Annotated in this window: 21 protein-coding genes; 16 read left to right on the forward strand and 5 right to left on the reverse strand. The window is 46.3% G+C overall.

Going from position 1 to position 23,054, the window contains the following annotated elements:
- Nucleotides 1-247 precede the first annotated feature (247 nt).
- The 8 genes from H9J30_RS07615 to H9J30_RS07650 all read left to right on the forward strand — a co-directional run bounded on the left by H9J30_RS07615 (nt 248) and on the right by H9J30_RS07650 (nt 11,104).
- Nucleotides 248-2,071, forward strand: coding sequence for a DUF885 domain-containing protein (locus H9J30_RS07615; protein ID WP_240130466.1), 1,824 nt, complete (start codon nt 248-250; stop codon nt 2,069-2,071).
- 238 nt (nt 2,072-2,309) lie between these two features.
- Nucleotides 2,310-5,600, forward strand: a complete 3,291-nt coding sequence (locus H9J30_RS07620; RefSeq protein ID WP_240130467.1) for a DEAD/DEAH box helicase — start codon at nt 2,310-2,312, stop codon at nt 5,598-5,600.
- 122 nt (nt 5,601-5,722) lie between these two features.
- Complete coding sequence (locus tag H9J30_RS07625; RefSeq protein WP_240130468.1) at nt 5,723-6,481, forward strand: phosphatase; 759 nt, start codon at nt 5,723-5,725, stop codon at nt 6,479-6,481.
- Nucleotides 6,482-6,498: 17 nt separating this feature from the next.
- Nucleotides 6,499-7,485 (forward strand): dTDP-4-dehydrorhamnose reductase, encoded by a 987-nt coding sequence (gene rfbD, locus H9J30_RS07630; RefSeq protein ID WP_275679563.1) that lies wholly within the window; start codon nt 6,499-6,501, stop codon nt 7,483-7,485.
- A 299-nt stretch (nt 7,486-7,784) separates the two neighbouring features.
- Nucleotides 7,785-8,591 carry a 3'(2'),5'-bisphosphate nucleotidase CysQ gene (gene cysQ, locus H9J30_RS07635; RefSeq protein WP_240130470.1) on the forward strand — a complete coding sequence of 269 codons (807 nt, stop codon included), beginning with the start codon at nt 7,785-7,787 and terminating at the stop codon, nt 8,589-8,591.
- A gap of 62 nt (nt 8,592-8,653) precedes the next feature.
- A complete protein-coding gene (gene mak / locus H9J30_RS07640) occupies nt 8,654-9,574 on the forward strand; it encodes a fructokinase (RefSeq protein WP_240130471.1) in 921 nt (306 codons plus the stop codon).
- Nucleotides 9,575-9,669: 95 nt separating this feature from the next.
- Nucleotides 9,670-10,404: a YdcF family protein gene (locus H9J30_RS07645; RefSeq protein WP_240130472.1), complete on the forward strand. Its 735-nt coding sequence runs from the start codon at nt 9,670-9,672 to the stop codon at nt 10,402-10,404.
- Nucleotides 10,405-10,408: 4 nt separating this feature from the next.
- On the forward strand, nt 10,409-11,104 hold the full coding sequence (locus H9J30_RS07650; protein ID WP_240130473.1) for a DUF2982 domain-containing protein: 696 nt from the start codon (nt 10,409-10,411) through the stop codon (nt 11,102-11,104).
- 17 nt (nt 11,105-11,121) lie between these two features.
- Here H9J30_RS07650 and H9J30_RS07655 read toward each other — a convergent pair whose 3' ends face one another.
- The 4 genes from H9J30_RS07655 to galU all read right to left on the reverse strand — a co-directional run bounded on the left by H9J30_RS07655 (nt 11,122) and on the right by galU (nt 14,135).
- On the reverse strand, nt 11,122-11,547 hold the full coding sequence (locus tag H9J30_RS07655) for a bactofilin family protein (RefSeq protein WP_240130474.1): 426 nt from the start codon (nt 11,545-11,547) through the stop codon (nt 11,122-11,124).
- 104 nt (nt 11,548-11,651) lie between these two features.
- Nucleotides 11,652-12,137: a ferredoxin-type protein NapF gene (napF, locus tag H9J30_RS07660; RefSeq protein WP_240130475.1), complete on the reverse strand. Its 486-nt coding sequence runs from the start codon at nt 12,135-12,137 to the stop codon at nt 11,652-11,654.
- Between the two features lie 76 nt (nt 12,138-12,213).
- Nucleotides 12,214-13,227 carry a UDP-glucose 4-epimerase GalE gene (gene galE / locus H9J30_RS07665; RefSeq protein ID WP_240130476.1) on the reverse strand — a complete coding sequence of 338 codons (1,014 nt, stop codon included), beginning with the start codon at nt 13,225-13,227 and terminating at the stop codon, nt 12,214-12,216.
- Nucleotides 13,227-14,135, reverse strand: a complete 909-nt coding sequence (gene galU, locus H9J30_RS07670) for a UTP--glucose-1-phosphate uridylyltransferase GalU (RefSeq protein ID WP_240130477.1) — start codon at nt 14,133-14,135, stop codon at nt 13,227-13,229. Before galU ends, galE begins: the two co-directional genes overlap by 1 nt.
- A gap of 323 nt (nt 14,136-14,458) precedes the next feature.
- Between galU and phhA the strand changes: the two genes are divergently transcribed.
- The 7 genes from phhA to ompW all read left to right on the forward strand — a co-directional run bounded on the left by phhA (nt 14,459) and on the right by ompW (nt 21,646).
- Entirely contained in the window at nt 14,459-15,271 is an 813-nt protein-coding gene (phhA, locus tag H9J30_RS07675; RefSeq protein WP_240130478.1) for a phenylalanine 4-monooxygenase, read from the forward strand.
- 367 nt (nt 15,272-15,638) lie between these two features.
- Entirely contained in the window at nt 15,639-15,977 is a 339-nt protein-coding gene (locus tag H9J30_RS07680; protein ID WP_240130479.1) for a 4a-hydroxytetrahydrobiopterin dehydratase, read from the forward strand.
- 259 nt (nt 15,978-16,236) lie between these two features.
- Nucleotides 16,237-17,775 carry a transcriptional regulator TyrR gene (gene tyrR, locus H9J30_RS07685; RefSeq protein ID WP_011071819.1) on the forward strand — a complete coding sequence of 513 codons (1,539 nt, stop codon included), beginning with the start codon at nt 16,237-16,239 and terminating at the stop codon, nt 17,773-17,775.
- Between the two features lie 342 nt (nt 17,776-18,117).
- A complete protein-coding gene (locus H9J30_RS07690; protein ID WP_240130480.1) occupies nt 18,118-19,104 on the forward strand; it encodes a fumarylacetoacetate hydrolase family protein in 987 nt (328 codons plus the stop codon).
- Nucleotides 19,105-19,189: 85 nt separating this feature from the next.
- Nucleotides 19,190-19,840 carry a maleylacetoacetate isomerase gene (gene maiA, locus H9J30_RS07695; protein ID WP_240130481.1) on the forward strand — a complete coding sequence of 217 codons (651 nt, stop codon included), beginning with the start codon at nt 19,190-19,192 and terminating at the stop codon, nt 19,838-19,840.
- Nucleotides 19,841-19,943: 103 nt separating this feature from the next.
- Nucleotides 19,944-20,576, forward strand: coding sequence for a nucleotidyltransferase family protein (locus H9J30_RS07700; RefSeq protein ID WP_240130482.1), 633 nt, complete (start codon nt 19,944-19,946; stop codon nt 20,574-20,576).
- 386 nt (nt 20,577-20,962) lie between these two features.
- Complete coding sequence (gene ompW, locus H9J30_RS07705; protein ID WP_240130483.1) at nt 20,963-21,646, forward strand: outer membrane protein OmpW; 684 nt, start codon at nt 20,963-20,965, stop codon at nt 21,644-21,646.
- Between the two features lie 83 nt (nt 21,647-21,729).
- Here ompW and H9J30_RS07710 read toward each other — a convergent pair whose 3' ends face one another.
- Nucleotides 21,730-22,473, reverse strand: coding sequence for an SDR family NAD(P)-dependent oxidoreductase (locus H9J30_RS07710; protein WP_240130484.1), 744 nt, complete (start codon nt 22,471-22,473; stop codon nt 21,730-21,732).
- 117 nt (nt 22,474-22,590) lie between these two features.
- On the opposite strand from H9J30_RS07710, the gene H9J30_RS07715 reads away from it, so the two are divergent.
- Nucleotides 22,591-23,025 carry a YbaY family lipoprotein gene (locus H9J30_RS07715; protein WP_240130485.1) on the forward strand — a complete coding sequence of 145 codons (435 nt, stop codon included), beginning with the start codon at nt 22,591-22,593 and terminating at the stop codon, nt 23,023-23,025.
- The last annotated feature ends 29 nt before the right edge of the window (nt 23,026-23,054 follow it).

Genomic DNA, 23,054 nt, shown 5'->3' on the forward strand with positions numbered 1-23,054 from the left:
GAAAAATAAATATTTTTATCTCAATTATTCATAAGGATAGGTTTTTTACATACATAAATGATGAGGTGAAAATAATTTTTCGGCAGGTCTCAATTGGAGAATAAATAGCGTGAATTGATGAGACCGGGTGCTTAATCATTTGTTACTTTTTATTTGGTTATTAATTTGTTGCTAAAATGTGTTGGTGATATTGTTTCCATTCGGGATGTTCTCCCATTTGAGAATAATGACCAGTGGAGCGTAAAGATTGAAAACGGTATTAAAACGAATTGGACTTGGCACTTTAGCCCTAGTGCTATTGTTGATGGCGCTAGCCGCCCATGAATGGTTTGCGAAAAAGCCTTTTTTCTTTCGCGCATTTTTAGATAGAAGTGTTGTAAAAATGGCCTTTGAAAGTCCTGAGACGTTAACGTCCTTAGGATTTTTAGAATCGGTTGGGATCACGGGGCATAACGCCCTGCTGGATGATAATAGCCCTGAGGCCATGGACAAAACCTTTACTCAAGTCCGTGCCTTACGGGACACATTACTGAGTTATCAAAACGCCGAATTAGATAATAATCAGCGTATTTCGAAGGATATTGCACTGTATCTGGCAGATTTCGCTCTGGCAGCTGAACCATACCGCTACCACAACTATCCTGTGAATCAGCTGTTTGGTGTGCAAAATGGTTACCCAAGCTTTATGCAGGCGCAGCATCAAATCCATTCGGTGGATGATGCTGAAAATTACCTCTCGCGCTTAATTGCGGTGAAGACTAAGTTTGGACAAACCTTAGAAGGGCTCAAACTTCGAGAAACTAAGGGCATTATTCCGCCTAAGTTTGTGATTGAGCGGGTGCTTACTGAAATGAATGACTTTATCAGTGCGCCAGTTGAAGACAATATTCTCTACAGCTCCTTTAAAACCAAATTAGCAGAAACTCAGATTAGCAGCGATGAACAGGCGCGTTTGCTTGCCACCGCAAAAACCAATATTGAAGCTTACGTACAGCCAGCGTATCGACTCTTCATTGATTATTTTACTGAGTTACAGACTAAAGCAGGCACGGATGATGGTTATTGGGCTTTGCCTAATGGGAATGTCGCCTATGAACAGCTGTTGAAGTTCTTTACTACGACAAATTACACCGCCGATGAGATCCATGCTAAAGGCTTGGCCGAGGTGAGCCGTATCCAAGGTGAAATCATGACCATCTTGTCAGCACAAGGGTACGATACAAGCCAAGGATTTTCGGTAGCGATTGAGGCCTTGGCCGCCGATCCTAAATTTTACTATGAAGACTCAGCTGCTGGCAGAGCGCAGATCTTAGTCGATTACCAAAAAATCCTCGACGAGATCAATGCAGGACTCGACAACGCATTTCGTATCCGTCCAAAGGCGGGAATGGAAGTGGTGCGTATTCCTGAATTTAAAGAGAAAACGGCTCCAGGTGCTTATTATCAGCAACCGGCGATTGACGGCAGCCGCCCTGGACGTTTTTATGCCAACCTCTTTGATATTAAAGCAACGCCTAAATATGGTATGCGCACACTAGCCTACCATGAGGGGATCCCTGGACATCATTTTCAGGTTGCTGTCGCGATGGAGCTTGAAGGGCAACCGCTTATTCGCAAGATGGCGCCTTTTACCGCTTACATTGAAGGCTGGGCACTCTATAGTGAGCGTTTAGCTTGGGAACTCGGTTTCCAGCAAGATCCCTTTGATAATATTGGTCGCTTGCAGGCGGAATTGTTTAGAGCAGTGCGCCTCGTTGTTGATACGGGTATTCACCATAGCCGTTGGACGCGGGAACAAGCCATTGACTATATGAAGAAAAATACCGGAATGTCAGACCGCGATGTGACGGCTGAAATTGAGCGTTATATTGTGATGCCCGGCCAAGCTACGGCCTATAAGGTGGGGATGATGAAGATCCTCGAACTGCGGGAAAAAGCCAAAAAAGCCCTTGGGGATAAGTTTGACTTGCGGGATTTTCATGATGTGGTACTCAAAAATGGTGCTGTTCCCTTAGATATTTTAGAAAAATTGGTTGACCGTTATATCGCGGATAAGCGCAGCCAAGCTTAAGATAGCGCTATTTTAGTTTGAACAACCCCGCAGGAATTCCCTGCGGGGTTGTTATCTCGTTTTGCGAGTCCTAACTTGCCCGAACGAACAAAATCTAATCTCGAAACGTTAACACGCCCTAGCTTTCTGGCTTTCCCCATCTTGTTTCAATACAATTCCCCCTTACACGTTGATAAATGCCTTTGACAATTATGGTTTATTGTCTGTTGAGGTATTTTTGAGTTTCAAGGTTTTGCTGATGAATCGCTTTTCCCCCCAAGAGCCCATTCAATTGACTCAAACGGCTATTGAGTCTTTATTCACACCGCCGACGTTGATGCGTGCCCGTGATTATGTGATGCAGGGGAGGGTGTTAAGTGCAAAAGCCAATGCCGATTTTCGCCATATTGAAGGCTCGGTAGCGGGCAGTGAAACCTCGCCCTATCGTCAGGATATACGTCTGGTCAGCGTCAATCATAAGCTCATCATGAACGGTTTTTGCTCCTGTCCCGCAACGGGACATTGCAAGCATATGGCTGCGGTGCTTTATAGCCTGCTTACTGATAAAACGGTTGAGGATCAACGTATCGCCCAATGGTTACATCTGCTCGATGATGCTGATGATCCTCGTTTGAACGATGTTGAATCTCTCTACGATGATCGGGTGCTGTATATCCTGTCAAAGGATAATAACGGGGTTTTTATCGAGCTAAGACGCGGCAAGCTTGGCAAGAAGGGCGGTTATAACAAGGGCTCCAAAATTGCGCTCTCGGATGTGCAATATTATATGCCCGCATGGATTGGTGCAGAGGATGTGCTGATCATCAACCTGATTATGTCCACGAGGCGCCATGGCGCTTCGCGGCTCTATCTTAAAGCGCAGTTAGGTGCGGTTGCGCTCGAGAAAATGCTCGCGACCGAGCGCTGTTTTTGGGAGGAAAGTCGCCTCGCATTGACCGCGGGTGATGCCATTACGTCGCAGTTTAGTTGGCAAGATATTGATAGTGAGCACAAGCAAATGCGCCTTGTTTTGCCTAAGCGAGAGAACTGGGAGCTTGTGCCAACCGAGCCTGCGTATTATATCGAACTCGATTACTTTCAAATTGGTCTTATCGACACCGATATCAGTATTGAAAAATTGCGTCTACTCAGCCAAATGCCGCCCGTGCCTCGCTCACTGGTTGAGGTGGTGAGTCATAAACTGATTAAACATTTTTCGGCGCGTACAGTGCCGTTGCCAAGCGCTATCAATTTTGTCGAACTGAGGGATAAACTACGGCTTCGGTTGAGCCTGAATATGCTTACGGCGGCATCGACTCAGGCCAATGCTACTCTGCCTAATACGATCCTGCCTAATACGACCCAACTCAAGACAACAACGTCGCATGCTCAAGCTATAACTATCAGCCAGCCCTATTTGACCTTGGAATTTATCTACGGTGATGTTGTGTTGAGTGGTAATGCTGCTAAAGAAGCCTTAACCCTTGTTACCCAAGGCGGAACGACCTATCAAATTAACCGTGCGCTGGACGAAGAGCAAGCAGCGGTTGAAACTCTACATACACTTGGATTTAGTCGCTTTATATTCGATCTTAGCTGTTTAGCCTCCAACTGGCGTTTAGGGGCATTGCCCGATGGGATTCGGGAGTGGCTGCACTTTATTGAGGAAGACGTGCCAAGATTACAAGCCCAAGGTGTTGAGGTGTTATTTGCGCCAGAGTTTAGCCTTAAGGTTGTCGACACGGCGTTAACCGTTGAGCTGGATGACAGTAAAGAGGGCTGGTTTTCCCTGTCTTTGCATGCGGATATCAATGGTCAGCGCCTACCCATGTTGCCGCTGGTGGCCACTTGGCTTAAACAACATGGTGAGCCCGCCGATGATGCAGAGCTATTGCTACCTAGCCCAAACGGTGAGTGGCTTAAAATTAAAGCCAGTGTTATCAAACCCTTGATGAGCATTATTTTAGAGCTGTTTGAACAGCACCGCGGCAACAGTATCGCCTTACCTAAATATCGGGCGCAGTTACTCAATGAGTTGGCCCAGAGCGATATCAGCTTGCTTAATGGTGAGCCGGTGCGCCAACTTGCGGCCAAATTAGAACAATTTACTGGTGTTGTTGCGGTTACTGCGCCAACCCAATTACAGGCAGAACTGCGTCCCTATCAGCAACAGGGCTTAAATTGGTTATGTTTTTTAAAGGAATATCAGCTAGGTGGCATTTTAGCTGACGATATGGGATTGGGTAAAACCATTCAAACTTTGGCATTCCTGTTGAAGCAAAAACAGCTTAAGTCAGCGGCAGCCCCTCATCTACCCAGTTTAATTATCTGCCCCACCAGTTTGGTTGGGAACTGGGCAAAGGAGGCCGCAAAATTTGCGCCTTCGTTAACACTGGCGGTGATCCATGGCGCACAGCGTGGGCCGCTTTTGGCACGGTTAAGTGAGTTTGATGTGGTTGTTACTACCTATCCGTTAATGGTGAGGGATAACGATTTTTACCAGGCACAAGCTTTTGAGCACATCGTGCTCGATGAAGCACAGCAAATTAAAAATGCTCAAGCTAAAGTCAGTCAGATGATTAAAGCACTGCAGGCGCCATTTAAACTCTGCCTTACGGGGACGCCCCTTGAAAATCATTTAGGTGAACTCAAATCCTTAATGGATTTTTGTTTGCCGGGACTCCTTGGGACAACGGCTTATTTTAATAAGGAGTTTCGCAATCGGATTGAGCGTTACGGCGATAGCGAGCAGGCAAAAGTGTTAAGTCAACGCATCGCGCCCTTTGTACTCAGACGAACTAAGACGGAGGTAGTGACTGAGCTTCCGCCTAAAACCGAAATTTATCAAACCCTTGAGCTTGAGAAAGACCAACGCAATCTGTATGAGAGTATTCGCTTAAGTATGGAGAAAAAAATTCGGGAATTATTTGCTACTCAAGGGGTTGCTGGGAGTCATATTGAGTTTTTAGACGCGCTGCTTAAATTGCGCCAAGCCTGCTGCGACCCAAGATTGGTCAAACTGGAGCAGGCTCAAAAGGTTAAAAATAACGCCAAGCTTAACTGGCTTAGCCAAAACTTGCCGGAAATGGTCCAGGAAGGACGCAAGATTTTAATCTTCAGCCAATTTACTAGCATGCTGATTTTGATTGAAGAATTACTGCAATCCTTAGATATCGACTACAGCAAATTGACGGGGCAAACTCGACTGCGTCAGGTACAGATTGATAAATTCCAAGATGGCGATACGCCAGTGTTTTTAATTAGTTTAAAGGCGGGCGGAACCGGGCTTAATTTGACCGCTGCCGATACGGTTATCCATTATGATCCTTGGTGGAATCCTGCGGCCGAAAGGCAAGCCACTGACAGAGCACACCGTATTGGCCAAGAAAATCCGGTGTTTGTCTACAAGCTTATCGCCGAGGGGACGGTGGAAGAAAAAATCCAAGAGATGCAGCAGCATAAACAAGGTTTAGCCGATAGTATTCTTGAAGGTAAGGGCAATTGCGCGTGGCAAGGTAGCGCCGATGAACTGCTCTCTTTATTCCACTAAGGCATTGTTGTATATCACCGCCTGTGGTCGTTGACTTGGCGACTCTATGTACAAGCCGAGCGTTAACAGATTGATGTTTAAAAATTCTTTTTAAAATGCGAGTTAAAAGACAGAGGTGACCCATGCAGTACCCAGTCGATACCCATACCCATACCGTGGCATCCTCCCATGCCTATAGCACTATCCATGATTATCTTGCGGTGGCAAAACAAAAGGGGATCCGCCTGTTTGCGACGACAGATCATGGCCCTGCCATGGCGGATGCGCCGCATTTTTGGCATTTCGTTAATTTACGGGTATTGCCGCGCATGGTCGATGGTGTCGGGATTTTACGCGGCATTGAAGCCAATATTAAAAATCGCGACGGTGAAATCGATTACTTTGGCGATTATCTGTCTCACCTCGATATCGTCTTGGCGGGATTCCATGAACCTGTGTTTGCGCCCTCGGATAAGGCAACCCATACCGAGGCGATGATTAATGCCATTAAAAGTGGCAAGGTCGATATTATTACTCACCCAGGAAACCCCGCATATCCCATTGATATTGAAGCTGTCGTCACCGCTGCCGCCCAATATGGGGTTGCACTTGAAATTAATAATTCCTCCTTTGAAGTGTCTCGCAAGGGCAGTGAAGCCAACTGCACCGCGATAGCCAAGGCGGCGAAAGCGTTAGGTGCAACCTTAGTCATGGGGTCTGATTCCCATGTGGCATTTAGCCTTGGTGGATTTGATCGCGCCTTAAGCATTATCAATGCGGTTGATTATCCAAAGGATAAGCTGCTTAATCGCTCGCCCATGGCGCTGTTAGACTTTTTGACTCTGCGGGGGCATCAAACTGTTGCTGATTTTATACCGCTCTTTCGCGATGAAGCATTTTGAGGTGCGTGAGTAAATCAATGCAGGATGTCAATCCCTTGCGACCAACAGTGCTCTTAACTGGCGCGCACAGCCAACTGGCGAAAGCATTAATCCGAACGCATCTCAATGGTGGATTAGCATTTAATCTCCATCCGCTTACGCATGCTGCGTTAGATATCAGCGATAAATACACTGTCGCTGAGGTGTTTGCGCAGGTGAAACCCGACTGGGTGATTAACTGCGCGGCCTATAATGCGGTCGACAAGGCTGAGATGGCGGTGGATGAGGCTTATCGCGTCAATAGCCTCGGCCCAGAATTATTGGCAACCGAGTGTGCGCTCACGGGCGCGCGGTTAGTGCATATTTCAAGTGATTATGTGTTTAGCGGTTTGCTTGCGGGCGTTGAGGCCAATGCCTTAAGTGAAACCGTGACACCTTCGCCATTATCCGTTTATGGCAAGAGTAAGCTCGCCGGAGAGCAGGCGGTGCTGCGTATCTTGGGTGAGCGCGCGATTGTTATTCGTACCGCATGGCTGTACGGTGTCGATGGGCATAATTTTGTGAAAACCATGCTCCGGTTGATGACCGCCACGTCCGATGGTCAGCCGCTCTCAGTGATAAACGATCAAATCGGCTCACCTACGTGGGTTGATGCCCTCGCGTCGCTTATCTGGCAACTGATGCTATCGGGTGAGGCGGGGCTATTTCATTACGCAGGACAGGGGCAATGCAGTTGGTATGAATTTGCTGTTGAAATTCAGCAGCAAGCGTTGGCTCTTAAGTTATTAGATAAAGCCGTGCCTGTTGTTGCTATCGATAGCCTCAGTTATGCCGCCAAAGTGCTTGAGAAAGGCAATGTACTGGCACAAAGGCCGAGTTACAGCGTGCTGAATAGCGATAAACTGCGACAGACGCTAGGGAAGGATAATCTTGCGGCTATGCAATGTCCTGAAGTTTGGCAGAATTGGCGAGTGCAACTTAACTGCATGCTTAACGCCCTTATAACACAAGGTGCAAAACCCTAAACCGATGCAGCTCAGTGCTGCTCACAGGCAAGCGGATTGCCTTTGCCAGTATTCCAATCCTATGTGGTTTATTTTCAAGGCGGTGAATACGAATGCAACCTAGGGAATGACTCTTTTCAGCGTATCTTGCTTGGCTTAGACTCGACTTATTTAAAATTAACGCCTGTTGCTTAGGACTTAAGCTTTGGTGTTTAAGCCCGCTTAGTCAATTTTGCTTGATGTATGACGAATTTGTTCTTAATTCTCAATAGCTGCCAATGGCATAATGCCGCAAAGCTGATTGAATAAAGGACGACTAAGTGACCGATATCACCACGATTGCACTGCATTTTTCTAAAGCGGACTTGTTGCGGCTAGTGAATATAGCCCATGCGGCAGGTGATGCCATTATGGCGATTTACGCGCAAGAGCATATTGCTGTTACACAAAAGAGTGATGAGAGTCCTGTCACTGCTGCCGATCTTGCGGCTCATAGGGTGATTGTCAGTCAATTAGCTGAGCAATTTGCAGGCATTGCTGTGATGTCAGAAGAAGCTGCCGATATTAGCTGGGATGAACGTAAGCAATGGCAGACCTACTGGCTTATCGACCCCTTAGATGGCACGAAGGAATTTATTAAGCGAAATGGTGAGTTTACCGTCAATATTGCGCTTATTCATCGAGGCGAAGCTATCGCGGGTGTGGTTTATGCTCCAGTGTTGAACACGACTTATTATGGGGCGAAACACTTAGGTGCGTGGCGACAGGATGGACAGCAAGAGCAGCCTCTTCAGGGCTGCAAGATACCAAGACAGGTGCCGATAGTGGTGGGCAGTCGTTCGCACTTAAGCCCAGATGTGGCTGATTATTTGAACAATATTGGTCAACATGAAATGCTAAGCGTGGGAAGCTCGCTGAAGTTTTGTATGTTGGCAGAAGGGAAAGCCGATCTCTATCCAAGATTGGGGCCTACCAGCGAATGGGACACCGCGGCAGCGCAGGCGGTACTTGAAAGCGCAGGCGGTAAAGTCGTGTGTTATGACTCAGGTTTACCCTTAACCTACAATCAAAAACCTGACATATTAAACCCTTATTTTATTGCCACAGCGCCTGGCTGGGCAAAATAACGAGCAATCACAAGTGAGTCTGCGCGGACTCCTTGGTAAAACAATAGCGGAGAAGGTCATTCATGATACGCATGGGCATCGATTTAGGCGGCACAAAAATTGAACTCGTCGCCTTAAATGACGAAGGAAATGAAGTTTTTCGTAAGCGTATCAATACCCCTCGGGATTATCAGGGCACGCTTAAGGCGATCGTCGATTTAGTCAATGAGGCTGAAGCGACCTTAGGTGAAAAAGGCTCAGTGGGGGTAGGGATCCCTGGTGTGATTTCCCCCTATTCTGGACTGGTGAAAAATGCCAATTCAACTTGGATCAATGGACAACCCCTTGATGTGCATTTAGGGGAGCTCTTAGGCCGTGAAGTGCGTGTTGCCAATGATGCCAACTGCTTTGCGGTATCTGAAGCCGTCGATGGTGCTGCAGCGGGTAAGTCGGTCGTGTTTGGCGTCATTATTGGCACTGGCTGCGGTGCAGGGGTTGCTATTAACGGTAAAGTACACGCTGGTGGCAATGGTATCGGTGGTGAGTGGGGGCATAATCCATTGCCATGGATGACCAAGGAGGAGTTTAATACCACCCGTTGTTTTTGCGGTAATCCTGATTGTATCGAAACCTTTATTTCTGGTACTGGCTTTGTCCGAGATTACAATGAGGCGCTCAGTCGCGCAGCAAACGTCCAACGTGTACCCGCTAAATCCGGTTCAGAGATCATGACCTTAGTCGATGGGGGCGATGAGATTGCCTTAGCAGCCTTTGATCGCTATGTGGATAGGCTTGCGCGCTCACTGGCCCATGTGATTAATCTACTTGACCCTGATGCGATTGTGTTAGGTGGTGGCATGTCAAATGTTGAGGCTATTTACCCAAGATTACCTGCATTATTAAGCCATTATGTTGTAGGGCGCGAATGCCGAACACCAGTTGTGCAGAATCTTTATGGCTGCTCTTCCGGCGTGCGTGGCGCTGCGTGGTTATGGGAAAAATAAGGCAATCTTTCCCTTAAAACGCATCGCCTACGCGATGCGTTTTGTTTTCTTTTGATGTTATGATTGCGCTCCTTTGGATTATTGGGCGCTAGCGCATGTTTTGGGTTAAAAAAGCAGTCTCTCAGGCAATCATGCCTATTCCATTTATCCTATTATTATTGCTATTTTCCTTGATTATTTGGCGCAGACCGCGGCTAGCAAAATGGGCGATTGCCAGCGCTTTTACTCTTCTACTGTTATTAAGTAGCCAACTTAGTGTCGATTATTTAGTCAAGCCGCTTGAGACCCAATATCCCATCAATGCAAGCTCCATCACTGGTCAGTGCGTGGTGATGGTGCTCGGCTCGGCTCACTCGGATATAGAAGACGCTACGGCGGTGCAATCCTTATCGGCGGTCGCTTTAGCGAGACTAACAGAAGGACTGCGGCAGCTTAAGTTAGGTCAAGATTGTACTTTGGTCGTCAGCGGTTGGGGCGGTGAGCTAACCAAACATCCCCACGCCGAAGTGATGGCCAAGGCTGCAGCAGAACTTGGCGTTGATGCATCACGCATTATTCAATTTCCGCTCGCGCGTGACACCCTTGAAGAAGCGCAATACTTTAAGGATCACTTTGGCAATCAATCTGTTCGTTTAGTGACGTCGGCCTCACATATGCCACGGGCGATGGCGATTTTTAGTGGTAAAGGATTAATCGCGAGCGCAGCGCCGACGGATTTTAGGGCCAGAGACGATTTTTACTTGCGCTTTACTGCAGATAACTTATTAGCCTCGCAACGTGCGTTACATGAATACATTGGTCGTTTATGGCTTTGGATAAAACAGGAATAAAAATATGGCCTTAGAGTCAGATATTGTCTCGGTTCGCCCGCTCTCTAAACGTAATGGCTTAACCTTAACCATTGTGGGCGGTAGTGCCTTTGTTTTGGGTTTTGGCTTGTTTGTGATGTTTCCTGAGCTATTTGCCGTGGGCTTAGTGTTTTTCAGCTTAGGTGCAATTGCCTTGATCTTGGGCCTTGCAAAGGTTTATGAGCCTGACACCACATTGACTATGGATGAGCTGGGGCTGACTTATTTTCATCGCCGCGGCAAAGTGTCGATAAACTGGGATAATATTCAGCGGGTTGACATCCCACGGGTGACTCAGGGTGTTGAGACTATTGAGCTTTCCTATATTGGTATTAAGCTCAAACAGTTAAATCCGATACTTGATAATATTTCATTACGGCTTGCGGCGGGATTATTGACTGAGCAACGGCCGTTACTGGTTACCGCCGCATCACAGCTGGAAGACTTAGCGACCTTAGAGACTTATCTTGGTGCGGAATTTAGTCCTTTGGTGATTGATGGCGACCGTTACCGAGGTGTGTTGGCGATGTTTGGCCATCGCTGCGTGATGCTCAACACTCACCTTGGTTATCATCTTTATATTCCCCATGACAGTTTAGATCGGGACCCTCGAGAGTTTATTAAGCTCTTAAGGCAACGGATTGAACAGTATTTGGTGCAGAAAAATAGGACCATTGATTGATTTGTATTGGTAAAAAATTAGTTTTCTTGCCCCTGCGATATTAAGGTGTTAATCGCTGTTGTACTGGGGAGGCTATGGGCATGGATTGTCTGGCGATCCTCTTTGATCCTTAAGCCAATAAACTGGCCACCCTCATTGATTTGCATGGAGGTACAAGCTACATCACCGTCAACAATCCCATGAGCTTGGATAACTAAGCGCTCGCAAATCAAACGACCTTTAAAATAGCCATCGATAATCAATTCTCGACATTTTACCTCGCAGTGAAGATGGCCCGTTTGCTCAACAATAATGTTTGCCTGCGACAGGATTTGCCCTTGAATAGCTCCACCAATCAATACATCACTCGTAAATTCGATATTACCTGTTAGCTTAGTGCCTTCGGCAATAAAGCTCAAAGTGGGGGACGATTTGCGGGTAAACAAGAACTTTTTACCGAACATGGTGATGTAAGACCTAATACATTGGGATTGAAATAGCATTGGGATTGAAATAGTAACGTAAAAGCAAAGGGAAACCCAGTTCTGCAGTGTGAATTGCTTGATGGTTATTCTGGTTGCTTAATACTAATCGCTTGACTTGGGCAGGGTGCAACACAGGCGCCGCAACCAGTGCATAGGCTGGTGTCAATTTTTGGTATAGGCGCTTGACCCACACTTAGGATAAAACCAATGGCGCGGGGCTCACAGGCATCCTTACAACTTTGGCACCAAATGCCTTGAAAGGTTAAGCAGTTATCTTGAATTATCGCTTGGTGTAGCCATGGCGTTTGGCTCAGATCAAATAGCTTTTCTTCAGGGCAGATGGTGGCACACTGAGTACAAAAAGTGCACTCATTGTCCTTAAACGAGACTTCTGGGAAGCCGCCATCACCTTTATAGATAATCTTGGTTTCACAGGCAGTAATACAGGCAGAACACCGAGTACACACATCGGTAAACTCCACTCCCTTGCGCACCCAAGGCGGCCTAATCACCAAGGATTTTCGGCGGCTAAAGAGACTACGGCGACTGTGATTGATGCTTTCTGACATAGGTGTTTAATGAATAACAATTTTTATTAACCGAGAAGAAAAATGGCTTGGGAATTACCACAAGCCATTTAGATGATTAGCTTTTATAACCATTGGGATTGATTGATTGCCAATGCCAGCTGCTATTTGCCATATCCTCAAGACTATGAGTTGCCTCCCAGCCCAGATCGGTTTTTGCATGATCTGGATTTGCGTAACAGGCAGCAATATCACCTGGGCGGCGTGGAGCAATTTGATACGCAATCGACTTACCACAGGCCTTTTCGAAGGCTTTAACCATATCCAGCACACTGTAACCTTGTCCTGTCCCTAGATTGTAGGTGACAAGCCCTGGTTGGGTAGCAAGCTTTTCGAGCGCTTTAAGGTGACCAATCGCCAAATCTACTACATGGATATAGTCGCGCACACCCGTACCATCGTGGGTTGGATAATCATTACCAAACACACTGAGGGCCTCGCGTTTACCAACGGCAACCTGCGCGATAAACGGCATCAGGTTATTGGGAATATCGTTAGGATCTTCGCCAATCAACCCACTGGCATGGGCGCCAACTGGGTTGAAGTAGCGTAAACGAGCAATATTCCAACTTGGGTCACTATGGTGTAAATCTGCCAGTATATGCTCAACCATCAACTTAGATTGACCGTAAGGGTTGGTTGCGCCCGTAGGAAAATCTTCAGTGATAGGCAGGCTAGCAGGATCGCCATATACCGTTGCAGAAGAACTAAAGACGAGATTTTTTACCTTAAACTCGGCCATCACTTGGCAAAGTATTAAGGTGCCAGTCACGTTATTCTCATAATACTTGAGTGGCTTAGCAACAGATTCGCCTACCGCTTTTAATCCAGCAAAATGGATAACGGCATCGATACTATGGTCGCTAAAGACTTTCTGTAACAGAGCCTTATTGAGAATATCACCTTGGTAAAATGTGACCGATTTACCAGTAATGCGCTCAACACGGTTTAGGGCTTCGATACTTGAATTAGATAGGTTGTCTAATACAATCACTTCGCTTCCCGCATTGAGTAATTCCACTACGGTATGAGTGCCAATATAACCGGCGCCTCCGGTCACTAAAATCGTCATTATTTAATTCCCTTTACAACTGTTTTTAAGTAGTGGGCAAAATCTTCACCGATTTCGCTGTGGCGCAGCGCGTATTCCACGTTAGCGCGCATATAGCCTTGCTTGTTACCGCAGTCATGACTCTTACCCTGCATGTAGTAGGCGTTTACCGTTTCTTCCTTCATTAACATCGCAATCGCGTCGGTTAATTGGATTTCATCCCCTGCGCCTGCTGGTGTTTTGGCGAGCAATGGCCAAATTGCCGCTGGTAACACGTAACGGCCAACAACAGCTAAGTTAGATGGTGCTTCATCAACCGGTGGTTTTTCAACCAGTTCCACTAATGGCTCTGACTCACCCGGTTGCAGATCGTGACCATTCACATCCGCAATACCGTATTGGTTTACTAAATGATGTGGCACGCCTTCAACCATGATTTGACCCACCTGGGTTTCATCATAAAGATTTACCATCGCAGCAAGGTTGTCGGTTTTTAAGTCGCAACTGGCCTCATCGATAATCACATCTGGCAGTAATACGGCAAAAGGTGCATCACCTACCACGGATTTAGCGCATAAAATCGCATGACCTAAGCCTTTAGCTTGGGATTGGCGCACGCTGATCACAGTCACGTCTTTCGGGCAAATGGATTGCACGGCTTCGAGCAATTGACGTTTCACGCGGCGCTCTAGTTGCGCCTCTAATTCAAAACTGGTGTCGAAATGGTTTTCGATGGAGTTTTTACTGGCGTGGGTCACGAGCACAATTTCTTTGATACCCGCAGCGATGGCTTCACTAACGACATATTGGATCAATGGCTTATCAACAACGGGTAGCATTTCCTTAGGGATAGCTTTAGTCGCAGGAAGCATACGAGTGCCAAGTCCGGCGACAGGAATAACGGCTTTACGAATTTGATGTTGTTTCATTGCGAACCTTCAGATTAAGGAGAGGCGATTATTGGGCAATATTGTAAATGACCTGCACAGAAAAGCCATTTACAAACACCGAAATTTGTCGGTTTTTCTGCATATTATCTGTCTATCGTCGTCATTTTTGTGTAGCAGTGTCAAGGTTTGCTACCCGTCTCAATCAGATTCAATTTGTATCCATTAGGGGTTTTAAACGCCTTGTAATATTTGCTTTACGTTTGCGTCACATTTTGGGGCGGACAATAAACTGTGAGGGAGTTAACAAAAATCGAGGCTTAGATCACTATGGAGGTATTAGCGTCAGCCATGAAGTGAATTTTATGACTAAAGATACCGTCCACATCGCCCCCTATGTTGCCAGAAGTGCCGATGATTCAGGGTATATCCATTACCCGCAGGAAGAACATGACATTTGGAGCCAATTGTATGCTCGCCAAGCGGTGAATTTGCCGGGGCGTGCTTGTAAGGAATATCTGCAGGGGCTTGATGCCTTAGCTATGCCAAAGGATCGAATTCCACAATTGGCCGAGATTGATAAGGTGTTAATGGCCACCACGGGCTGGAAAACCGCCGCTGTGCCAGCCTTAATTTCCTTTGGTCGATTCTTTGAGCTATTGGCCAACAAGGAATTCCCCGTTGCGACCTTTATCCGTCGTAAGGAAGAGTTTGATTATTTACAAGAGCCGGATATTTTCCATGAGATTTTTGGCCATTGTCCTTTGTTGACTAATCCATCCTTTGCCCATTTTTCCCATATGTATGGCCAGTTAGGATTAAATGCGAGCAAGGAAGACCGAGTGTTTTTAGCTCGTCTTTATTGGTTTACCGTGGAGTTTGGTTTACTTAAGCCTCAAGATGGCGAACTGTGTATTTATGGTGGCGGCATCTTGAGCTCACCTGGCGAAACCTTGTATGCCATGGAAAGCAAAGTGCCTGAACGTAAGCCGTTTGATCTATTAGATGTGCTGCGTACACCTTATCGTATCGATATTATGCAGCCGATTTATTATGTAATTGAACATATTGATATGTTAGATGAAATCGCCAAAATGGACATTATGGCTTATGTGGCCAAGGCGCGGCAGCTCGGCTTGTTTGCCCCTAAATATCCGCCAAAGGCAAAGGCGAGTTAATTACCGACTTTTAGGGCGTGTTGACGTTTCGAGATTAGATTTTGTTCGTTCTTGCAAGCACGGTGCTCGCGAAACGAGGAATGATGTGTCGTTATTCTACTCAAATGACGAGCGGCTCTTATGACAGAAAGTAAGCGCAAGGGCTTGCCAGACGAACCCTTCGGGCAACATTTGGCTGGCTTTTCTGCTGCGTTATCGTCCGTTTATGTAGAATAATCTACACTGCACGGACTTTGCCTTGCATAAACGCCAGCCAAATAGCTGCAAAAATAACCCTGAAACGTCAACACGCCCTAGTCATAAACGAATTAAATAAAGCGTAATAAGTGCAACGGAGTGATCCGTGATGTTGCCAAGAGGAGTATGTATGACCGCGTTAACCCAAATGAAATGTGAAGCTTGCCAAGCCGATGCGCCAAAAGTCACCGATGAAGAGTTGGCCGAACTTATCCGCATGATCCCCGATTGGGGCGTGCAAGTGCGTGACGGCATCATGCAATTGGAACGGGTGTACAAGTTTAAGAACTTTAAACTAGCAATGGTGTTTACCAATAAGTTGGCGGAACTGGCCGAGGAAGAATTCCACCATCCAGGTATTTTAACCGAGTGGGGCAAGGTGACCGTGACTTGGTGGTCACACTCGATTAAGGGGCTGCATAAGAATGACTTCATTATGGCAGCCAAGACCGACCAGTTATTAGATTAAAAAGTTAATATTTAAAATCAGCATCTTAATGTAATTTTGATGCTGATTTTTTCTTCCTGTTACAAATGCGCTGTAAACTAGGCTTGCCACTTTGACCGTAACCTTCTAACGTATACACGCCCAGCTATTAATCCTGCCCTTTACGTTTGCGTAAACTAAATGCGTTTCGCCAAACGAATCTCTTATGAGGTCATACTCAGGGAGAATAGCTCGCACGGTTTATTCCAAAATTCGAATCAAAAAAGGAATATCAGTCATTATGCGCTTGGAAGTTAGCTGTCAAGATCGCGTGGGTTTAGCGAAAGACATCTTAGTCGTGTTAGAACGTTATGGCATTAATCTCATTGCCATTGATGCCAGTAATCAAGGCTTTCTCTACCTGCAATTTGCCGAAGTCAGTTTTGAAACCTTGAGTGCTTTGATGCCGCAGATCCGTAAAGTGGAGAGCGTCCACGATGTGCGAACGGTGTCATTCATGCCGTCGGAGCAAGAACACTACGCCTTAAAAACCCTGCTTAAAACCCTCCCAGACTCAGTGTTTTCCATCGACGTGAAGGCGCGTATTCGCATTGTGAACGAATCGGCGCTGCTCAATATGGGCATGGGAGAACATGAAGTGCTCGATGAATCCTTAAATCATTGGGTGCAAGGTTTTAACTTCAGCCGCTGGCTCAGTGAGGGCCAAGTGCTGCCGCAGGCGGCGCGGGTGAATATTGGCCAAAACGAATATCTGGCTGAAATGTTACCGATTTATTTACCCGATGAGGATGAAAAAACCATCCTAGTGGGCGCCGTAGTATCGCTAAAATCGCCTGCGCGTGTGGGTAAACAATTTAATGCCCTGCAAAATCAAACCACAGGCTTTGAAAATGTGTTGGCTAGCAGCGACAAGATGAAAGAAGTGCTTAAGCAAGCCCGCCGCATGGCGCAGCTTGATGCGCCATTACTGATCACCGGCGAAACGGGCACAGGTAAAGAGTTAATGGCCAGAGCCAGCCATGATGCCAGTATGCGCCGCGAAAAGCCGTTTATCGCCATTAACTGCGCAGCATTGCCCGATAGCGCCGCCGAAGAGGAACTCTTTGGTTACGTCAGCCAAGGCAAAGTGATCAAGCGTGGCTTTTTTGAAGAGGCGAAGGGTGGCACAGTATTCCTCGATGAAGTGGCTGAAATGTCCAAGGCGGCGCAGGTCAAACTGCTGCGGTTGTTACAGGATGGCACTTTTAGACGCATTGGCGGCGACGAAGAAGTCCGCGCCGATGTGCGAATTATCTGCTCGACCCAGAAAAACTTAGCCGAGCTATGTCAAACCGGTGAATTTAGGGAAGATTTGTACTATCGCATCCATGTGCTTAGTTATCACATTCCGTCACTGCGTGAACGTAAGGTCGATATTATTCCGCTGACAGAGATGTTCCTCGAGCATTACAGCCAGCAACTCTCTAGCCCTGTCAGGCGAATTTCGGCCCAATGCCGTGATCATCTGTTAACTTATGCTTGGCCGGGGAACGTCCGTCAGCTTAAAAACGCCGTTTTCAGAGCCGTATCCATGTGGGATGGTTCGGGCGAATTGACCGTTGAGCAACTTAAGCTGCCATCCTACGCTGAAGGTTTTGGTTATTTCGATAATGCTTTCGAAGGCAATCTCGATGATGCGATGAAGCAATTTGAGGCCAGCTTACTGCGACGCTTATATCCGGCTTACCCTAGTACTCGGCAATTGGCAAAGAAATTGGGCGTGTCCCACACGGCTATCGCCAATAAACTTAGGGAATATAAGATTGCTAAGCCAAAGTAATCTTGGCTTAAGCTTGAGATGTAACAGTATCGTTCCACTTTGTTGCCGACTTTTTCACCATATCGTTCAGCGAAATAGTGACAAGCGGCAACATTATCTGAAACGTAATGATTAGTTTACAAAATGTGAAAAAATAAGCTGAAATGTGATTTTGCTCACGCTATAGGAATCCGCCGTCGCTTCGGGTATTTCTACGCGCAGCAAACCCTAATACCGAGTCAATATAGGTTTTTATTCACCTATGTTCTCGTCAGCAAAAAATTCGCGTTAGCTGATATTGTCGGTTAACCATAACGAGATAAAAAGCCCAGTACGCCGAGCCGTAGAAGCACAGGAGCAGATATGAAACTTGCCAGTTATAACAATGGTCGCCGCGATGGTCAGTTGATGTTAGTGAGCCGCGATCTTACTCAAACGGTGGCCGTGCCAGCGATTGCCCATACGATGCAGCAATTACTTGATGGTTGGGATCTGCTCAAACCACAATTACAAGAACTGTACGATGCGCTCAATGAAGGCAAATTACCTAACACGCAAACCTTTGATGAAGCTAAATGTTTATCCCCCTTGCCACGGGCGTATCAATGGGCAGATGGCAGTGCCTACGTTAACCACGTGGAGTTAGTCCGTAAGGCGCGCGGCGCGGAAATGCCTGAAACCTTCTGGACCGATCCGCTGTTTTACCAAGGTGGCTCTGACAGCTTTATCGCGCCTAAGGCTGATATTCCGCTGGCGAGCGAAGATTGGGGCATCGATTTTGAATCTGAAATCGCTGTGATCACTGACGATGTGCCTATGGGCGTGAGTGTTGAAAATGCTGCAAAACACATCAAACTGCTGATGTTAGTCAACGATGTGTCACTGCGTAACCTGATCCCTGCAGAACTCGCCAAAGGTTTTGGTTTCTTCCAATCTAAACCTTCGAGTAGCTTCTCTCCAGTAGCCATTACGCCAGATGAATTAGGCAAGCTCTGGGAAGATTCAAAGGTGCATTTACCGCTTATCACCTACTTAAACGGTGAGTTATTTGGTCGCCCAAATGCAGGTGTCGATATGACCTTTAACTTCAGTCAGTTAGTATCTCATGTTGCTAAAACCCGTCCATTGGGCGCGGGCGCCATTATCGGGTCTGGTACGATTTCTAACTATGACCGCAGTGCAGGTTCAAGCTGCTTAGCCGAAAAACGTATGCTCGAAGTGATTGCCGACGGTAAAGCGTCGACTCCCTTTATGCGCTTTGGTGATACAGTGCGCATTGAAATGCTCGATGACAATGGCGTGTCTATTTTTGGCTCAATCGATCAAAAAGTGGTTGAGTACAAGGCGTAAGGCTTTGTTATTTGAAAAGTGATAGATAATATTGACGGGGCTATATAGCCCCGTTTTTATCAGAATTTTATAAGGACAGCGTGAGATGAGACTTTATGGTTATTGGCGCTCTAGCGCGGCCTATCGTGTGCGTATCGCCCTCAATCTTAAAGGGATTAGTGCAGAGCAACTGTCGGTACATTTAGTGCGTGATGGTGGTGAACAACATAAAGCGGATTATATTGCCTTAAATCCGCAGGAACTTGTGCCTACACTGGTGGTTGATGATGAGCAGGATGGTGATGCGTTAACCCAATCTTTGGCGATTATCGAATATCTGGATGAGCTATATCCTAAAACACCGCTATTGCCAGCTTCGGCCCTTGAGCGTGCCCAGGTGCGCGCCATGGCGTTGACTATTGCCTGTGAAATTCATCCCCTCAATAATTTGCGTGTACTGCAATATTTAACGCAAAAGTTGACCGTGAATGAAGATGCTAAAAATGCTTGGTATCACCACTGGGTGGTCACAGGATTTACGGCGCTCGAAACCCAATTAGTGCGCCACAGTGGCCGTTATTGCTTTGGGGATAAGGTGACTATCGCAGATTTGTGTTTAGTACCGCAGGTGTATAATGCCCAGCGTTTTAATGTGGATTTAACGCCTTATCCGAACATTATGCGAGTGTGGGCAGAATGTAATCAGCTACCCGCCTTTGCGGATGCGGCGCCCGAGCGCCAAGCCGATGCGGTTTAACCTAGCATTTACGGCTAAATAAGTGCTATGAAATCGATGATGAAGTGGCGTGAGTCGATGTCACTTCTGAATTTCTTGCTGATATTAAAGCGGATTTTAGCCAATGACAGAAATCGAATTAAGCGAGCGATTGCGCTCATGGCTAAGCCAAGATAACGAACGGATGCGAGCGCTTGAGTTAGTATTGCAATGCGCTCAAGTGCATAGCATGCCGCAGTGGTGTATTGCGGCCGGGTTTGTTCGAAATTTGGTGTGGGACAAGTTGCATGGTTTCGACCGCCAGCCATTAAACGATATCGATCTCATCTACTATTGTCCCTTGGATACGAGACCTGAGCGAGATAGGGCGATAGAAGCCTATCTGCGAGCTGGTGCACCAGAGTTACCCTGGTCAGTAAAAAATCAGGCGCGAATGCACATTAAGAATCAGGATAATCCCTACCAATCGACGCAGGATGCGATGTGTTATTGGCCAGAGCAGGAAACGGCTGTTGCTGTGTATTTTGAACATATGCCTAACACAGTATCTTCCGCGGTCGATAACTTACACCTTATTGCTCCCTTCGGGCTAACCTCGTTATTTGCTTTGCAGTTAACCCATAATCCCAAGCGTGCGTTAGCGGTATTTGAGCAGCGTATTGCCGCAAAGAATTGGCTTAAGCAATATCCACGATTGACCTTGGCCGATGAAGCCATTTCATCAATATGCGTTAGAGCTTTACGCTCTGGTTTCTAGCTAAGTATCGGCACTCAATAAGTACCACCTCCCTCGTTTCCTTATTATTTTGGTTACCGACTTTATATTAATTCTTCAGCGTTTTTTGATTCTCATCTGTGTAACTGAAATGTAAATAAAGAACTTGACTATCCTCCCCCTGATTACTCCTTGTGGAGATCATTAGTGATGACTAATTCATGTGTTAAGTCACAAAAAACTAACTGGCATTATCAATAAATGTTTGCTTTGCGTGATTTAGATCTCAATGGTTATACCTAAAAATAAGTATCGCCACTTAATTTTGATTTGGATCAATAAGGTAAAGAAATTTATCTGGCAGTGTAGGCGTCAATTGTTAAGGATGTAATGTAAAATAAAAACCAATGTTGTACATATGGAGTATGATGATGAATAAAACTACTGTTTCTACACTGTTCGCTGCCACCCTGCTAGCCGCTGGTTTCTCTGCTTCTGTTTCTGCCCATCAAGCGGGCGATATTATTGTTCGTGCTGGTGCGGTGGTTGTTGCACCAAATGAATCGAGTGATGATGTTGTAACTCCTGATCTCGGTAATCTACGCGAATTTAGTGTGAGCAATAACACTCAGCTAGGTTTGAATTTTGGTTATATGTTGACCGATAACTTTGGTTTAGAGCTATTAGCTGCGACGCCTTTTAGCCATGACGTGTCTTTAGGTGGGACTAAGATTGCCGAAACGAAACATTTACCTCCAACCCTAGTAGCGCAGTACTATTTTGGTGATGCTCAATCAACATTGCGTCCTTATGTGGGCGTGGGTGTGAACTACACAAATTTCTTCGATAATGAATTCACTAATGATCTTGGCGGAAAATTAACAGATTTAAGCTTGAGCAACTCTTGGGGCGTTGCGGCTCAAATTGGTTTAGATTATCAAGTCAATAAAAACTGGTTAGTGAACGCTTCTGTGTGGTATGCGCAAATTAGCACTGATGTGAAATTTAACTATCACTACAAAGATGCAGGTGTAGATAAGGCCGCTGCAGTAACAATTGGTACCGATATTAACCCATGGGTTTATATGGTTAGCGTAGGTTACACTTTCTAATCATCTGATTATAAAGTTAAAAAAGGAGCCTTGGGGCTCCTTTTTGCTTTCTAGGCCATTATGCCGTCAAAAGATTAATAACACTACTTTTTAGCCTTTTTCGGTTTCCAGTGGCGGGTGTTATAGATAAACTCCGGCAGTAATTTAGTCAGCCAAGCCACTAAGCGCCAACGCTTGGTTACATAGACACGGCGTTTACCTTGCTGCATAGCCTTAATAATCTGCGCCGCCACTTGCGGGAGTGGCGCCAGCCAAAGGGTGCTTTGCTGCATTGCCGCTTTGTCCAGTAAACCGAGTTGGATATCGGTAATGGTAATCGGCAATTTAAGCCGCTGGGCATGCATGCTTAAGCCTTCCAAATAGTTTTGTGCAAAGGCTTTGGATGCATGATAAGCCACGCTTGGGCCGCCACGTAAACCTGCAATCGAGTTAATGGTGGCAAGCTGGCCGTAACCCTGTTCGCGAAATAATCTAAATGCCGTATTGCAGATAGCCGCAAAGCCCCGCACATTGACGTCGATAATATCTTGCTCTGGTAACCATGGTAAAGCTGGGTCGTAGCTATTGAGTCCGGTATTCACCAAGACTAAATGGGCACCACCGAGACTTTGCCAGACGTTTTCAAGCTGTTCGATGATGGCGCTTGGCTGTTCAATTTGCAGTGAAAATACTTGTACCTTGGTAGGTAAGGTCGAGGCGAACTCGCGCAGCGATTCAACATCCTGCGCAAAAAGCGCTAATTCAACTTGCTGTTCGGCCAATTGTTTGGCAAGTTCGCGGCTTAAATGTGAGCTAGCGCCCACAATTATCGCAGTTGCTTGGGTCATAAGTTTTTCGGCAACGAAATGGTGGCTTATCATAGGAAGATATGTCCAGCATGACAAGATTTATAGCTTGGGCGTATAGACATCCAGAAGTCTTTATGTATGATTGGGAGAAATGAAATGACACATGGGTTAAGGATTAGCGGACTGACATCTGCATGGCAAAAATGGGTGGCAATGGTATTACTTGCGGTGACGACGATGATGACAGGTTGTGCAACACCAAATGCGGTTGTCGAGATTAAAGGTGAGGCTATGTACCGCGAGCGTATCGCACTGCCTGCCGAAGCCAAGTTGATTGTGCAGTTGCTTGATGTCTCTAAGATGGATGTGCCTGCTGTAGTGATGGCAGAGCGTGAGAGTCAAGGCGCTAAAACCCCAACGCCATTTAGTTTTACTATAGGGCGTGATCAGTTTGAAGCAGGGCATACCTATGCCATTGGGGCAAGGATAATGCTCGGTGATAAGTTATTGTTTATTAATACTCAAGCCTATCATGTCGACCTAAACTCGACTGAGCCTATGACGATACTGCTTGAGAAAGTCGGCCGCTAATTTGTTTGCTCTTTGTTGAGTGGCATACG

It is taken from the genome of Shewanella cutis (genome assembly GCF_022410515.1).
GTDB classification, from domain to species: domain Bacteria; phylum Pseudomonadota; class Gammaproteobacteria; order Enterobacterales; family Shewanellaceae; genus Shewanella; species Shewanella cutis.